Genomic DNA, 14,131 nt, shown 5'->3' on the forward strand with positions numbered 1-14,131 from the left:
GTAGTCACAAGTAATAAAGTAGGGTATGATTAAGTAGAAGTTAGACATATGCGGGGTGATATTATGGCAAAACAGAATGAACGAATTCAAAATGTGGTCCATATGTTATCATCAATTGGGGTTAAAGTTAAAAAAACAAAATCACGATTGGATATTATGCGATCATTACCCAATGCAAAACCTGCAACAGAGAAACTTAAATAACAGCGCATAGCATTGTTTGATGTTGATTTCATGAAAAACATCAAGGAAACGGTCACTAGCATATACATATTAGCTAGTGGAACTAAATGAACGGCACATTTGATTTGATGCGATAATAAGGGACCAAGACAGTTCAAGTCTTGGTCCCTTATTTAATGTTGTGTCGTTGTATCATTGTGTTGAGGTGAAGATGCGTCGTATTTCTTTGGCGCATAGTAACGCATGCTCAACAGTACACCGATACCTGCCATTAAACTCCATAAGGCACTTCCGCCATAGCTTATGAAAGGTAAAGGAATCCCTGTAATTGGTAAAAGTTGTATGGTCATCCCAATATTTTGAACGATATGAAAGAGTAACAAACTTGTGTAACCGATAATGAATGATTTATTAAATAAATCGGTTGTTTGTGAAGCGCTTTTTAATAAATGCATTAATAATAATAAATATATAACGATGAGCACGACTGCCCCAATGAAACCAAATTCTTCTCCGATAACAGAAAAAATAAAATCGGTATGGTTTTCAGGAATATACACTTCGCCTTGGTTAAAGCCTTTTCCGATGAGTTGCCCTGAACCGATGGCTTTCATAGATTCTGTTAAATGAAACCCGTCTCCTGAACTATAAGTATATGGATCTAGCCATGAATTGATACGTCCAAGTTGATAGGTTTTGATACCAGATAAATTTTCAAGCAAACTCGGTTTGTACAGAATTGAAAGAATGATACTTCCACCAAAAACGATGACAGCTCCGAAAAGGGGGGCCAAAATCTTCCATGAAATGCCACTTACTATGACAATACCAGCGATAATCGCCATGACAACGAGTGTTGTACCGAGGTCATTTTGTAGTAAGATAAGGACTAAAGGAATCAACGTTACCCCAATGATTTTAAGTATAAGCATCAAATCTGTCTCAATAGACTTATTAAAGGTAAAGCGATTGTGTTGAGCAACCACCTTTGAAATCGCTAATATTAAGACAATCTTCATAAATTCTGATGGCTGAATACTGATAGGCCCAAATCGGTACCAACTTTTAGCGCCGTTGATAATTGGGGTAATGGCAGTTTCAGGAAGAACAATCAATCCAACTAGCAGTAAAATAAAAATGGAATAAATCATAAACGTATATTTTCGAATTCTTTTTGGGGATACAAGCATGATTAAAAATGCAAGAATGCCGCCAAGTATGTAATAAAATATTTGCCTAATTCCAAAGTCCATACTATATTGACCGCCGCCCATAGCGGATTGTATTGTTAGAACACTAATCATACATAAGATCAAAATTAATGTAATCAGTTTCCAGTCTAAGCGATGTCGTAAGGATTTATGAGTTTGTTGACGTGAGGAAGCCATAAGTATCTCCTTTACGAAAAGATTATGATATATCAATTATATAATGATTGTACAGAACTTCGCATCATTTTGCTAATATGAGTTGATGCACCTTTGAAAATACATGCATTACTACGCGCTCTCGTGGTAATATGGAGTTTAGAATACGATTTGGAGGCGGACTTATGTCAAAAGAAGCTTTATGTATTATTTATGGCGGTAAAAGTGCCGAACATGATGTATCCATCTTAACTGCGCAAAACGTACTCAACGCAATAGATAAAGCGCAGTATCATGTCGATATTATTTACATTACAAACGAAGGTGTTTGGAGAAAAAAAGAAAATATTACCGATGAAATTACCGACATTAATACGTTACATTTAGACGAAAGCCGAGAAGGTGAAATTTCATCAATGTTAACACAAAGTAGCCAGGGTGGCCGCTATGATGCAGTGTTCCCATTATTACATGGTCCAAATGGTGAAGATGGCACAATTCAAGGTTTATTCGAAGTGTTGGACTTACCTTATGTAGGTAATGGTGTACTATCGGCATCAAGTTCAATGGATAAATTAGTGATGAAGCAGTTGTTCGCGCAACGTGGCTTACCACAATTACCGTATGTTAGCTTTTTACGTAGCGAGTACGAAAAATATGAACATAATATCTTAAAACTCGTTCAAGATAAACTTGAATTTCCTGTATTTGTAAAACCAGCTAACCTAGGTTCAAGTGTAGGGATTAGTAAGTGTGAAAATGAAGCACAGTTGATTCAAGGTATTGAAGAAGCATTTTTATTCGACCGTAAACTCGTGATTGAGCAGGGTGTGAATGCGAGAGAGATTGAAGTTGCAGTGCTAGGTAATGATTATCCAGAGACGACATGGCCAGGTGAAGTGATTAAAGATGTCGCTTTTTATGACTATAAGTCTAAATATAAAGATGGTAAGGTCCAGTTGTCTATTCCAGCAGATTTAGATGAAGAAGTCCAAATGACGTTAAGAAACATGGCGGTAGAAGCTTTTAAAGCAACAGACTGTTCAGGATTACTACGTGCAGACTTCTTTGTAACTGAAGAGGATCAGATTTACATTAATGAAACGAATGCAATGCCTGGTTTTACGCAATACAGCATGTATCCTAAGTTGTGGGAAAATATGGGCGTATCCTATGCGGAATTAATTACAAAATTAATCACACTTGCTAAAGCACGTCACCAAGAAAAACAGAAAAATAAGCATAAAATCGATTAGTAGGTGACGATATGATTGAAATTACATTACGACAATTAAAAGACTGGGTGGATTGTGAAGTTGATCCAACCTTTTTAGACCATTCGATTAAAGGTGTTTCTATAGATTCCCGTCATATTGAAAAAGGGCAATTGTTTATTCCGTTTATTGGTGAAAATGTAGATGGACATCGATTTTGCGAACAAGCCATCCAAGATGGGGCAGGAGCTACTTTTTTTCAAACAGATAGTGACAGTGATGTGCCTAAAAATGGGCCAGTCATTTTTGTGAAAGATACATTACACGCACTTCAACAATTGGCACAAGCGTATATCCGTGACGTGAACCCAACAGTAATTGCTGTGACAGGTTCTAACGGAAAAACGACAACGAAAGATATGATTGAAAATACATTGGCAGCGAATTATCGTGTGAAAAAGACACTTGGCAATTACAACAATGAAATCGGACTACCGTTGACAATTTTAGAATTAAATCATGATACGGAAGTTTCCATTTTAGAAATGGGAATGTCAGGGTTCCATGAAATAGAATTGCTTTCAAATATCGCGAGACCCGATTACGCAGTGATTACAAATATCGGTGAGTCACATATGCAAGACTTAGGCTCAAGAGAAGGGATTGCACAAGCAAAATTCGAAGTTGTTGCAGGATTGAAAGCGCATGGAAAACTGCTTTTTGATGGAGATGAACCACTCTTAACGCCTCATGTTGAAACATTAACGTCCTCTCAATGTGTGAGTATTGGTTTGAACACAAAAAATGATATTCATTGTAAAATACTTTCACATGATGATGCAGGCATAACGTTCAACATCAATGGTAAAATCCAATATCATATCCCTGTTTTAGGTGAACATAATATGCGCAATGCGGCAATTGCAATCACAATTGCCAAATTATTAGAGGTAGATGATACTACAATTCAATCTCAACTCAATCACCTTAAACTTACAGGTATGCGTATGCAAAAATTTAAAGCGCCTAATGGGGCTACAGTGATCAATGATGCATATAATGCGAGTCCAACGAGTATGAAAGCTGCTGTTGACACATTAAGTCAATTGGAAGGACGCAAAGTGCTGATTTTTGGTGATGTTCTAGAACTAGGTGAGCAATCTAAAGCACTTCACATGAGTGTAGGACTTTATCTCGAACATAAAAATATTGATACTTTGTATACGTATGGAGAAGCGGCACGAGATATTCATGAAAAAGGGAAACATTTTGTAAAAGAAGCGATTCATTTTCAAGATAAATCTCAAATGATCCGTTACGTAAAGTCTATACTTGAACCACAAGATAACGTACTAGTAAAAGGTTCTCGAGGCATGAAATTAGAAGAGGTTGTCGATACGTTAATTGCACCTGAAAATAAGTAATTTTTCATCTATAAATCGCATGAAATTCATATTGTAATATTAAAGCGTCATATTACCGAGAAGGTAGTATGACGCTTTGTTTATATGTTTCAGCGTACTTCTAAAATTGAAGTATTTTAATAAGAACATAGGTGGCGACGGATTTGGTTTATTGCGCAATTAGGTTTCAGGTGGTAATATGGAGAAGTTGGAAAAATCATTATTGAGATAAATTATGAGAAAAAAGATTCCAAAAAAAGGAGAATGACTTTGCAAAATTTTACAAGCTTAGGTGTTTCAGAAAAAACAGCTGAAACATTAGAGTCGATGGGATTTACGGAACCTACACCGATACAAAAGGATAGCATTCCATCTGCTCTTAAAAATTTAGATATTTTGGGCCAAGCACAAACGGGCACAGGAAAAACGGGTGCATTTGGTATCCCATTAATTGAAAAAGTAGTAGGCCAAGAAGGTGTCCGCGCACTTATCTTAGCACCGACACGTGAACTTGCAATGCAAGTCGCAGAACAATTACGTGAATTTAGCCGTGGACAAAAAGTTCAAGTCGTGACTGTATTTGGGGGTATGCCGATTGACCGCCAAATTAAATCTTTAAAGCGTGGACCGCAAATTGTAGTAGGGACACCTGGACGTGTGATTGATCATTTGAATCGTCGTACTTTAAAAACACAACATATTGAAACGTTAATATTAGACGAAGCAGATGAAATGATGAATATGGGATTCATTGATGATATGCGTTACATTATGGATAAATTGCCATCTGACAATCGTCAAACAATGCTTTTTTCGGCAACGATGCCAAAAGCAATTCAAGAGTTAGTTCAAAAATTTATGAAATCACCACAAATTATTAAAACGATGAATAATGAACTTTCTGACCCTCAAATTGATGAATTTTATACAATTGTTAAAGAACTTGAAAAGTTTGATACGTTTACAAACTTCTTAGACGTTCACCAACCTGAACTTGCAATTGTATTTGGACGTACGAAACGTCGTGTGGATGAACTTACAGGTGCATTACTTTCAAAAGGTTATAAAGCAGAAGGGTTGCACGGTGACATTACACAAGCTAAACGTCTAGAAGTACTTAAAAAATTCAAAAATGATCAAATTGACATTTTAGTAGCAACAGACGTCGCTGCACGTGGTTTAGATATTTCTGGTGTAAGCCACGTTTATAATTTTGACATTCCTCAAGATACTGAAAGCTATACGCACCGTATTGGACGTACGGGCCGTGCGGGTAAACAAGGTATGGCAGTAACATTTGTTAACCCAATTGAAATGGACTATATCCGTCAAATTGAACAAGCGAACCGTCGCCAAATGCGTGCATTACGTCCGCCGCACCGTAAAGAAGTACTGCGTGCACGTGAAGAAGAAATTAAATCTAAAGTAGAAAATTGGATGGCAGCGACGAAAGAGCCGCGTGTTGAAAACATCGCGCAACAATTATTAGAAGTATACGACCATACTGAATTAGTCACTGCACTTTTACAAGAATTAGTAGAATCAAACGATGAAGTCGAAGTGCAACTTACATTTGAAAAGCCGCTTGCACGTAAAAGTCGTCAACCGAAAAACAACCGTAAAGGTGGCGGTGCAAAGCGTTATTCTAAGTCGCGTCGTGGTAACAAATCAAACTTCAATAAAAAAGGCAACACACATAAAGAAAAACGTGATTCTAAAGTGAAAAAAGGCCGAACATTTGCAGATCATCAAAAATAATATGTTCTATAATAAAGCGAACAAATAAATTAAAAACGCTCTCTTCTAAAGATAATAGTGAAGAGAGCGTTTTTATATGTATATCATCACTATAGCAATGAATACGGTTTTACATCATTGACCATAAATGTTCAATGTTTTTATGTTAACTATTTAAGATGATTTGAAAAAGCATAAGATGAGATACACAATGTTAAAGGCAATTCCAATGGACCTATTTATTAAATATTACATATTTAATTCGATACTATATATTTTATGCTCTATGTTATAATCAATATAAAAGTTAAAAAAGGGGGAGTCGATAGAGCGTGGATGATTCGATGAAAAAAGGGCCGATAACGACGAAGAAATATATGATTCAAAGCCAATGTCTACACCTTTTAATAGATGTATGGTTTGTAGTAGGGTTTCTATTTTTAGCTATTTATTTTCATTGGCCAATCGTTTGGTTATATGTCATTGGTGGTTTAGCGTTACTTGACATTGCTATTCGTACAGTATATCCATTAATCGCTTATCACTTTTATACGTATCGCGTGAGCGAATCTATGATTGAAATTCGTCACAATATTTGGTTTAAGCAGTATGACGCTGTTAAAATTGAACGAATTCAATATTTGGAAAGTGTTAGCAATCCATTATCAAAACGACACGCGTTAAAACAATTGAGAGTGATTACGGCAGGTCATGAAATTGCGTTGCCTTATTTAAAAGTAACGGAAATAGAAAGGATTGAGCAACATTGTATGTCCCATTTGGTGAGAGGTGAAGATGATGTATAATCCTCAAAAATTACATCCGATATCGTATGTTACAAGCGTGATTGAAGCGATAAAAAGCAATTTTTTATTTATCATTATTTTTGTGTTCTTTCAGATGAATCGTTTTGAGTGGTCGAATCCGTGGAGTTATATCACACCTGCTATTGTAGCGACTATATTTGTTATAAGTTTTATACTTAACGCAATGAGAGTGTATAAAACACGTTATTGGATTGAAAATAATTATTTGATTCTCACATCTGGAGTATTTAACCTCGAGCGCAAAGAGTTACATATTAAGCGGATTCAATCAATGGATACGACACAATCTGTCGTAAATCGAATTTTTGGCGGCGTCAGTTTGCAAATTAAAACACCGAGTGACGGGATTGAACTTGATACCGTCACGAAACAACAAAGTGACTGGATTCGTCAAGAAATTGAAAAAGTAAAAGCTCAAATTGAAAGTAAATCATCTGCCACTCATGATGAAACATGTGATACGCCTCAAAGGCATAAGACGCAAGTTTTTAATGAGATGTTATACAAGTTATCGAACAAAAATTTACTATTAATGGCAATGACAAGTGGGGCAATTTTGGTCACGTTTGTTGCTGTTGCGCCTATCATTAGTACACTTCAAGATGTCATCGATTGGTCTTGGTTGTTTGGCAGTGTTAATCATATATTACAAAATCAAATCTATTCGATATTATTAACTATAAGTGTCATCATATTAATCAGCTACTTTATAGGAATTTTGATTACGATGATTAAATATTATGGCTATACGTTACATCGAGAAGGCGCGTATTTACATATTCGTTATGGATTGTTTAATATACGTCGTCTCACAGTGCCGATTACGCGTATACAAGCTGCCGTCGAAGAAAGGTCTTTCGTGAGAAGTCTATTTGGCTACACAGCTTATGCTTTTATTATTACGAGCGAGCAAGTGGTGAAAGAGGATGACAATGCGGATGGCAAAGTGATGATTTTACCATTTATTAAACAAAAAGAGGCGAGAAATATTATTTCTGATATTGTGCCACACCTTAATTTTAACGCTATCCCAGAAGGTTTGCCTTGGCAAGGCTTTCATCGTCGCTTTTGGATAGTAAGTCTTATTTTATTAATTGGTGCAGGGATAGGTCATTATTATTTTAGTGCTTGGCTATGGTTACCTGCGCTTGTGATTGTTACTTATTTAATTATTCATAGCTATATTGCCGTTAAAAAGTCTGGCACAACGATGAATGGCAATCAGATATCAGTTAAACAAGTGACGCTCTTTGGTTTTAGAGTTTCACATTTCAAACTTGAAAAAGTCATTGGTTACCATCAAGCAGCACATCCTTTAATGGCGCGAGCAAACCTCAGTCATTTTGAATTTCTGCTTGCTAAAGGTGCTACCCATCAATCAGTAGGCATTCGATTTGAAGATGCTAAACGTGTGAAAGCTTATCGACAATGGTATTTGAAGGGGGCAGTAGATAATGAAAAGAATGCATAAAGACGGATTAAAAGTACTGCGATTAAGAGGTATCATCTTTTCATTAATTGTTGCTCTTTTTGGAATAGGCAGCACAGCAAGTGCATATTTCTTTGATTGGGGAATTGTTTACCCTGTTATGATAGTCAGTGCAGTGTTAGTCGTTCTCGCTATTATCTTTTTTATTTGCATTACGCCTAAGTATCGTTATGCCATTTTTAGATATCAATTTGATACACATAAACTATTTGTTCAAAAAGGACTTTTCTTTGTCAAACAGTATAAGGCGCCCCTTTACCGTATACAAAATGTTGAGATTGAGGAAGGATGGATTATGCGCCGTTTCAACCTTGCTAACATTTTGTTATATACCGCAGGTGGTGTGATTCAAGTCAAACTTATTCATAAAGAGGAAGCGCAAAAATTAAACGCCTTTATTAAACAGCATGGTATGATGGAATTATACGATGGAGATGATTACGTAAATAGAGATGTAGAAGATGAATCCTCACACGATTTAAAGTAAATGAAAGAAGAAAGCACAGTAGCTGACTGAATAGAAAGGCGCCTATCAGCTTATTCAATTCTAGTCAGCCTTGTTGGGGCAGGACGACGAAATCAAAAGATTTCTGTCCTGCATTGAAAAAAGTGAAAGAAAGAAGAGAGCACAGTAGCTGTCTGGATTGAAATTTCGCTTAACAGCTCATTTCAACCCTAGTCAGCCTTGTTGGGGCAGGACAACGAAATCAAAAGATTTCTGTCCTGCTCCCATTAATAAGAAAATGAGGAGTATTTATGATTTATGGTATTGGTGTCGATTTAGTAGAGATTGACCGCATCAAAAAAGTGTTGGAACACCAAGCGCGTTTTCCAGAGCGTATTCTTTCTAGTAAAGAGCTCGAAAAATATCACTCTTTTAAATTAGAACGCCGAAAAGTTGAATTTTTAGCAGGCCGATTTGCGTGTAAAGAAGCGATGAGCAAAGCTTTAGGCAGTGGTTTAGGACAACAGGTTGCATTTAAAGATATTCATTGTGATAACGATGAAAATGGAAAACCGTACATTCATTTTAAAGATTATAAAGTACATGTTTCAATTACACATACAGATCACTATGCAATGAGCCAAGTAATTATAGAAAATTAAAACACTTAGTTTTAAGAGCTAACAAAAATACATTGGATTTCAATCGTTTTCGTTTGAATTGCATGTCAAATTTCATTGTTATGAATTTATGATGAATATTAGACAAGAAGCGCGTGAGTGAATAACTAACGCCTCATTCTAAGTACCGATTTATTTTAGGAAGGTGACAGTGATGTCAGAAAAATATTACCGTTCAACAGAACTAACGATTAATTTAGAAGCAATTACGCAAAACTATTTTGCGTTAGCAAACTTACATCCCAATAAAATGATAATGCCTGTTGTAAAAGCAAATGCTTATGGATTGGGGAGTGTTCCGATTGCACAACATTTGAGAGCATTAGGCGCTGAATTTTTTTGCGTTGCCACATTAGATGAAGCCATTGAATTGCGCATGCACGGTATTAAGGAAAAAATTCTTATTTTATCAAGTGTTCCACCGCATGCGATTAATAAAGCAATTCAACATCGTGTGGCAATAGGTGTTCCTTCTAAAGCATGGCTTGAGGAGGCTATTTCACTTATTGATGATGAAGCCAAGAAAACCGTTTGGATGCACGTGAAACTTGATACAGGTATGAATCGTTTAGGTATTAAAAATAAAGATACGTATCAAGAAGTCATTCATTTGATTGAACAACATCCAAATTTAAAATTTGAAGGTGTTTTCTCACATTTTGCTTCAGCAGATGTTGATAACGAAACATCTAATAGACAATATGAGCACTTTAAATCATTAGTGGAAAGTACAGAGAGACCACCTATTGTACATATTCAAAATTCAGCAGGCGCTTTACGTTTTGATCCATCGATTTGTAACGCTTTTCGACCAGGTATTGCTCTGTATGGATACTATCCGTCTCCATTTATCGAAGAGAAAGCAACTGCAAAACTAACGCCATCAGTGGAATGGACATCAAGTATTACGCAAGTAAAAAGCTTAGATGCAGGCGAATCGATAGGTTATGGAGAGACGTTTACAGCAGAACAACCGATGACGATAGCGCTACTACCTGTGGGTTATGCAGATGGCTACTTAAGAAGTATGCAAGGAAGTTATGTAGAGGTGAACGGGACGCAATGTGAAGTTGTTGGCCGTGTAAGTATGGATCAAACAGCCATACATGTTCCTGAACACACGCATCCAGGAGATGTAGCGACACTTATAACGGCTAAAGCACATACCCCACAAGCGGTTGAAGCATTAGCAGAAAAGCAAAATTCAATTAATTATGAAGTACTATGTAACTTAGGAAGACGTGTCGCAAGAGTGTACAAATCTCAACAATTGAGTGAAATATCCAACGAATTGTTAAAATAGTATGGTTATTATGTAAGATTTTTGTTATCATAAAGTGGAATTAAGCAAAAAATGATATCTGTTGTATTGATGATGGAGGTCTTACGTATGTCAACATTCAATCAAACAAGAGTAAAAAGTTTAGAGCAATCATTAAAAGAAGGGTATGTTCAGATGGCAGATTTAAATCTCTCCCTAGCAACAGAAGCATACTCAGTCGAATGTGAAGCGTGTGATTGTAATGAATCGCACTTACTTTCTATTCACAAGGATGACTAAATGAAGCGTGGAGACGTTTATTTAGCAGATTTATCACCAGTCCAAGGGTCAGAGCAAGGGGGAGTCAGACCTGTCGTAATCATTCAAAATGATACTGGGAACAAATACAGTCCAACTGTTATTGTAGCGGCGATTACTGGACGTATTAACAAAGCAAAAATTCCAACACACGTTGAAATTGAAAAAAATAAATACAAACTCGACAAAGATTCAGTCATCTTGTTAGAACAAATAAGAACAGTCGATAAAAAGAGGCTTAAAGAAAAGCTCACTTATCTTTCAGATGAAAAAATGAAAGAAGTCAACGCTGCACTTGGAATTAGTCTAGGATTGCACATGAATCAACACAAATAGGCTTTAGGATTGATTTTTCCTAAAGCCTTTTACCTTGTAAAAAAGGGGGATGACCATTTGACGCGTCAAAATGAAATACGCTACTTCGATTTAGTAGAAAAATTTACAAATCATACCGATAAGAAAGAAGTTATCGAAACTGCTTCCACATATGCAGATCATATTACTGGAAAAGGGGTAACGCCAGAAGATATCGTTCGTATGCATAAAAAATATGCGGAACTCAATCAGTTAACCCATGCACAGCTTATTGACAGCATGGATGTTTTAGAAAAAGTCATTTCAAGTTTTGGCTTTAACTATACAGACTACAAAGATTTGATAGACCGCATGGAAGTACATGATAAAGAATTAGATGTGGCATCGCGGTTACAACAGACGATGCTCAAAACAGAAATTCCTCAATTTGATAGCATTCAAATTGGCGTGATATCTGTTGCCGCACAACGTGTGAGTGGCGACTATTTTAACCTGATTGATCATAAAGACGGTACGATGAGTTTTGCTGTTGCTGACGTCATAGGTAAAGGGATTCCAGCTGCGCTCGCGATGAGTATGATTAAATTTGGCATGGACTCTTATGGCCACTCGCAACTCCCAAATGACGGCTTGAAACGTTTAAATCGTGTTGTTGAAAAAAATGTAAACCAAAATATGTTCATCACTATGTTTTACGGACTATATGAAGAAATGAATCACATATTATATTGTAGTTCTGCAGGGCATGAACCAGGATATATTTTCCGTTCAGAAAAGGATGAATTCGAAGAAATTGATGTACGTGGTCGAATTTTAGGTGTAAGCACCCATATTCGATATGACCAAAAAGAAATCAAAATTAACATTGATGATTTAATTATTATTTTTACAGATGGTGTAACGGAAATCCGTCGAGAAGATGGCGATTTTATTAATAAAGACAAGTTATTAGAGTTTATTAAAGGGTATAAAGAGCTGCATCCCCAAGATATCGTGCAATTGTTGTATGAGAAACTATTACGCATACATAACGGTGGTAAACGTGACGATTTAACGATATTAATTATTAAGAGAGTCAATTAAATTCTATAAATTTAGATTAATGCAATATAGAAATGGGTAAAAACCCTTAGTAGAGTATAATTGTAGGAGTGTAAACAATAATGAACCTTAATATAGAATCACAAGAATATGACAAACATTATGACGTTACGGTAAGTGGAGAGTTAGACGTTGCTACAGTTCCAGAATTAGAAAAGGTCTTAGTTCCGATTAGACAAGAAGGCACACACGATATTCATGTTAACTTAGAAAATTTAACGTATATGGATTCAACGGGACTTGGCCTATTTGTAGGTACTCTAAAATCTTTAAATCAAAACAATAAAGAATTGTATATTTTAGGGGTAAATGATCGTATTAAAAGATTATTTGAAATCACAGGACTGAGTGATTTAATGCACGTGAATGAAGGGACGGAGGTCGAATAAACATGTCACATAAAAATGATTTTATTGAAATGAGACTTCCTGCATCTGCTGAATATGTCAGTTTAATTCGTTTAACACTATCTGGTGTGTTTACACAAGCAGGCGCATCGTACGATGATATTGAAGATGCGAAAATTGCGGTTAGTGAAGCGGTAACGAATGCAGTGAAACACGCATATAAAGATAAAAAAGAAAAAGGCTATATCAACATTGGTTTTGAAAAATTTGAAACACATATTAAAATTATTGTTTCTGACCAAGGTGAGAGCTTTAATTATCAAGAAACAAAGCAGCAACTCGGACCTTATCAAGAGAATGAAAATATCGACTTCTTACGTGAAGGAGGTTTAGGTTTATTCTTAATTGAGTCGTTAATGGATGAAGTTACAGTAGACAAAGAGACTGGTGTAACAATTAGTATGATTAAGTATATCAAAAAAGAGCAGGTGCGAAATAATGACGAAAGAGTCGAAATCAGTTAATTCGGTTTCACCTGAACAAATCAACGACTGGATAAAGCGACATCAAGAACATCATGATGAAGCTGCACAAGAAAAACTTGTCATACATTATGAAAAGCTCATTGAATCATTGGCATATAAATATTCAAAAGGGCAATCTCATCATGAGGATTTGGTACAAGTCGGTATGGTGGGGCTTATCGGTGCGATTAACCGTTTCGATTTGTCATTCGATCGTAAATTTGAAGCATTTTTAGTCCCAACTGTTATTGGTGAAATCAAAAGGTATTTGCGTGATAAAACATGGAGTGTACATGTACCGAGACGAATCAAAGAAATTGGACCTCGAATTAAAAAAGTAAGCGATGAATTGACCAATGAACTGGAACGCTCGCCTTCTATATCAGAAATTGCTGCGCGTTTAGAAGTGACAGAAGAAGATGTTTTAGAAGCGATGGAAATGGGTCAAAGTTATAATGCATTGAGTGTAGACCATTCCATTGAAGCGGATAAAGATGGTTCAACTGTGACCTTATTAGATATTATGGGGAACCAAGACGATAACTATGATTTGACGGAAAAGCGAATGATTTTAGAACGTATCATTCCAATTTTAACAGATAGAGAGCGTGAAATTATTCAATGCACTTTCATTGATGGATTGAGTCAAAAAGAGACTGGAGAGCGTATTGGATTAAGTCAAATGCACGTGTCTCGTTTGCAGCGTACGGCTATTAAAAAACTCCAAGAAGCAGCTAAAAAATAAAATATTGAAATGTTCAAGATGGAGAGATATCGTGTTACATTCATCTTGTGCCACTTTCAGATGACAAGTGATTTATGGCTAGAACAATCGACGTTCTAGTCTTTTTTATTTCAAACTTTTGATACGGTAGATCGTTATATTTTAAGGCGTATCAATGATAAAATAAGAAAGTAAT

The 14,131-nt window shown here is 36.0% G+C and carries 15 protein-coding genes and 2 pseudogenes; 16 read left to right on the forward strand and 1 reads right to left on the reverse strand.

All coding sequences use genetic code 11. The features are described 5' to 3' along the window. The first annotated feature begins 63 nt into the window (after positions 1-63). The gene (locus tag LN051_RS03375) at positions 64-204 is read left to right on the forward strand and encodes an Lmo0850 family protein (protein ID WP_086375151.1); all 141 of its coding nucleotides are present in this window, start codon (positions 64-66) and stop codon (positions 202-204) included. A 152-nt stretch (positions 205-356) separates the two neighbouring features. Here the strand turns inward: LN051_RS03375 and LN051_RS03380 are convergent, their stop codons facing one another. Beyond that, a complete protein-coding gene (locus LN051_RS03380; protein ID WP_229293192.1) occupies positions 357-1,571 on the reverse strand; it encodes an FtsW/RodA/SpoVE family cell cycle protein in 1,215 nt (404 codons plus the stop codon). A gap of 164 nt (positions 1,572-1,735) precedes the next feature. Here LN051_RS03380 and LN051_RS03385 point away from each other — a divergent pair, with 164 nt between their 5' ends. The 15 genes and pseudogenes from LN051_RS03385 to sigB all read left to right on the forward strand — a co-directional run bounded on the left by LN051_RS03385 (position 1,736) and on the right by sigB (position 13,956). Beyond that, positions 1,736-2,806, forward strand: a complete 1,071-nt coding sequence (locus LN051_RS03385; RefSeq protein WP_229293193.1) for a D-alanine--D-alanine ligase — start codon at positions 1,736-1,738, stop codon at positions 2,804-2,806. Positions 2,807-2,817: 11 nt separating this feature from the next. Continuing rightward, positions 2,818-4,188, forward strand: a complete 1,371-nt coding sequence (locus tag LN051_RS03390) for a UDP-N-acetylmuramoyl-tripeptide--D-alanyl-D-alanine ligase (protein WP_229293194.1) — start codon at positions 2,818-2,820, stop codon at positions 4,186-4,188. 249 nt (positions 4,189-4,437) lie between these two features. Next, positions 4,438-5,925, forward strand: coding sequence for a degradosome RNA helicase CshA (gene cshA, locus LN051_RS03395; RefSeq protein ID WP_229293195.1), 1,488 nt, complete (start codon positions 4,438-4,440; stop codon positions 5,923-5,925). Positions 5,926-6,236: 311 nt separating this feature from the next. Further along, positions 6,237-6,710, forward strand: coding sequence for a PH domain-containing protein (locus LN051_RS03400; protein ID WP_229293196.1), 474 nt, complete (start codon positions 6,237-6,239; stop codon positions 6,708-6,710). Then, positions 6,700-8,202 carry a PH domain-containing protein gene (locus LN051_RS03405; protein ID WP_229293197.1) on the forward strand — a complete coding sequence of 501 codons (1,503 nt, stop codon included), beginning with the start codon at positions 6,700-6,702 and terminating at the stop codon, positions 8,200-8,202. Before LN051_RS03400 ends, LN051_RS03405 begins: the two co-directional genes overlap by 11 nt. Continuing rightward, complete coding sequence (locus tag LN051_RS03410) at positions 8,186-8,707, forward strand: PH domain-containing protein (protein WP_229293198.1); 522 nt, start codon at positions 8,186-8,188, stop codon at positions 8,705-8,707. The genes LN051_RS03405 and LN051_RS03410 overlap by 17 nt, the downstream gene beginning before the upstream one ends. Positions 8,708-8,976: 269 nt before the next feature. Then, positions 8,977-9,327, forward strand: a complete 351-nt coding sequence (acpS, locus tag LN051_RS03415) for a holo-ACP synthase (protein ID WP_229293199.1) — start codon at positions 8,977-8,979, stop codon at positions 9,325-9,327. A 172-nt stretch (positions 9,328-9,499) separates the two neighbouring features. Further along, complete coding sequence (gene alr, locus LN051_RS03420) at positions 9,500-10,648, forward strand: alanine racemase (protein ID WP_229293200.1); 1,149 nt, start codon at positions 9,500-9,502, stop codon at positions 10,646-10,648. A gap of 87 nt (positions 10,649-10,735) precedes the next feature. Next, entirely contained in the window at positions 10,736-10,906 is a 171-nt protein-coding gene (gene mazE, locus LN051_RS03425) for a type II toxin-antitoxin system antitoxin MazE (RefSeq protein ID WP_229293201.1), read from the forward strand. After that, a complete protein-coding gene (locus tag LN051_RS03430; protein ID WP_229293202.1) occupies positions 10,907-11,260 on the forward strand; it encodes a type II toxin-antitoxin system PemK/MazF family toxin in 354 nt (117 codons plus the stop codon). Between the two features lie 57 nt (positions 11,261-11,317). Continuing rightward, positions 11,318-11,545 (forward strand): annotated as a pseudogene (locus LN051_RS11490) (phosphatase RsbU N-terminal domain-containing protein); the annotation flags it as partial. A gap of 3 nt (positions 11,546-11,548) precedes the next feature. Beyond that, positions 11,549-12,322: pseudogene (locus LN051_RS03435) on the forward strand (PP2C family protein-serine/threonine phosphatase); the annotation flags it as partial. Between the two features lie 80 nt (positions 12,323-12,402). Continuing rightward, on the forward strand, positions 12,403-12,729 hold the full coding sequence (locus LN051_RS03440; protein WP_229293203.1) for an anti-sigma factor antagonist: 327 nt from the start codon (positions 12,403-12,405) through the stop codon (positions 12,727-12,729). Between the two features lie 2 nt (positions 12,730-12,731). Further along, a complete protein-coding gene (rsbW, locus tag LN051_RS03445; RefSeq protein ID WP_229293204.1) occupies positions 12,732-13,211 on the forward strand; it encodes an anti-sigma B factor RsbW in 480 nt (159 codons plus the stop codon). Further along, on the forward strand, positions 13,186-13,956 hold the full coding sequence (gene sigB / locus LN051_RS03450) for an RNA polymerase sigma factor SigB (protein ID WP_229293205.1): 771 nt from the start codon (positions 13,186-13,188) through the stop codon (positions 13,954-13,956). Before rsbW ends, sigB begins: the two co-directional genes overlap by 26 nt. The last annotated feature ends 175 nt before the right edge of the window (positions 13,957-14,131 follow it).

This window comes from Staphylococcus ratti (genome assembly GCF_020883535.1).
Classification (GTDB): Bacteria; Bacillota; Bacilli; order Staphylococcales; family Staphylococcaceae; genus Staphylococcus; species Staphylococcus ratti.

Excerpts from the sequence above, each read along its gene's own strand:
- LN051_RS03440 (WP_229293203.1), top strand. The coding sequence starts at position 12,403 with ATGAACCTTAATATAGAATCACAAGAATATGACAAACATTATGACGTT.
- LN051_RS03430 (WP_229293202.1), top strand. The coding sequence starts at position 10,907 with ATGAAGCGTGGAGACGTTTATTTAGCAGATTTATCACCAGTCCAAGGG.
- rsbW (WP_229293204.1), top strand. The coding sequence starts at position 12,732 with ATGTCACATAAAAATGATTTTATTGAAATGAGACTTCCTGCATCTGCT.
- LN051_RS03390 (WP_229293194.1), top strand. The coding sequence starts at position 2,818 with ATGATTGAAATTACATTACGACAATTAAAAGACTGGGTGGATTGTGAA.
- mazE (WP_229293201.1), top strand. The coding sequence starts at position 10,736 with ATGTCAACATTCAATCAAACAAGAGTAAAAAGTTTAGAGCAATCATTA.
- LN051_RS03375 (WP_086375151.1), top strand. The coding sequence starts at position 64 with ATGGCAAAACAGAATGAACGAATTCAAAATGTGGTCCATATGTTATCA.
- LN051_RS03380 (WP_229293192.1), bottom strand. The coding sequence starts at position 1,571 with ATGGCTTCCTCACGTCAACAAACTCATAAATCCTTACGACATCGCTTA.
- alr (WP_229293200.1), top strand. The coding sequence starts at position 9,500 with ATGTCAGAAAAATATTACCGTTCAACAGAACTAACGATTAATTTAGAA.
- LN051_RS03410 (WP_229293198.1), top strand. The coding sequence starts at position 8,186 with ATGAAAAGAATGCATAAAGACGGATTAAAAGTACTGCGATTAAGAGGT.
- LN051_RS03385 (WP_229293193.1), top strand. The coding sequence starts at position 1,736 with ATGTCAAAAGAAGCTTTATGTATTATTTATGGCGGTAAAAGTGCCGAA.
- LN051_RS03405 (WP_229293197.1), top strand. The coding sequence starts at position 6,700 with ATGATGTATAATCCTCAAAAATTACATCCGATATCGTATGTTACAAGC.
- acpS (WP_229293199.1), top strand. The coding sequence starts at position 8,977 with ATGATTTATGGTATTGGTGTCGATTTAGTAGAGATTGACCGCATCAAA.
- sigB (WP_229293205.1), top strand. The coding sequence starts at position 13,186 with ATGACGAAAGAGTCGAAATCAGTTAATTCGGTTTCACCTGAACAAATC.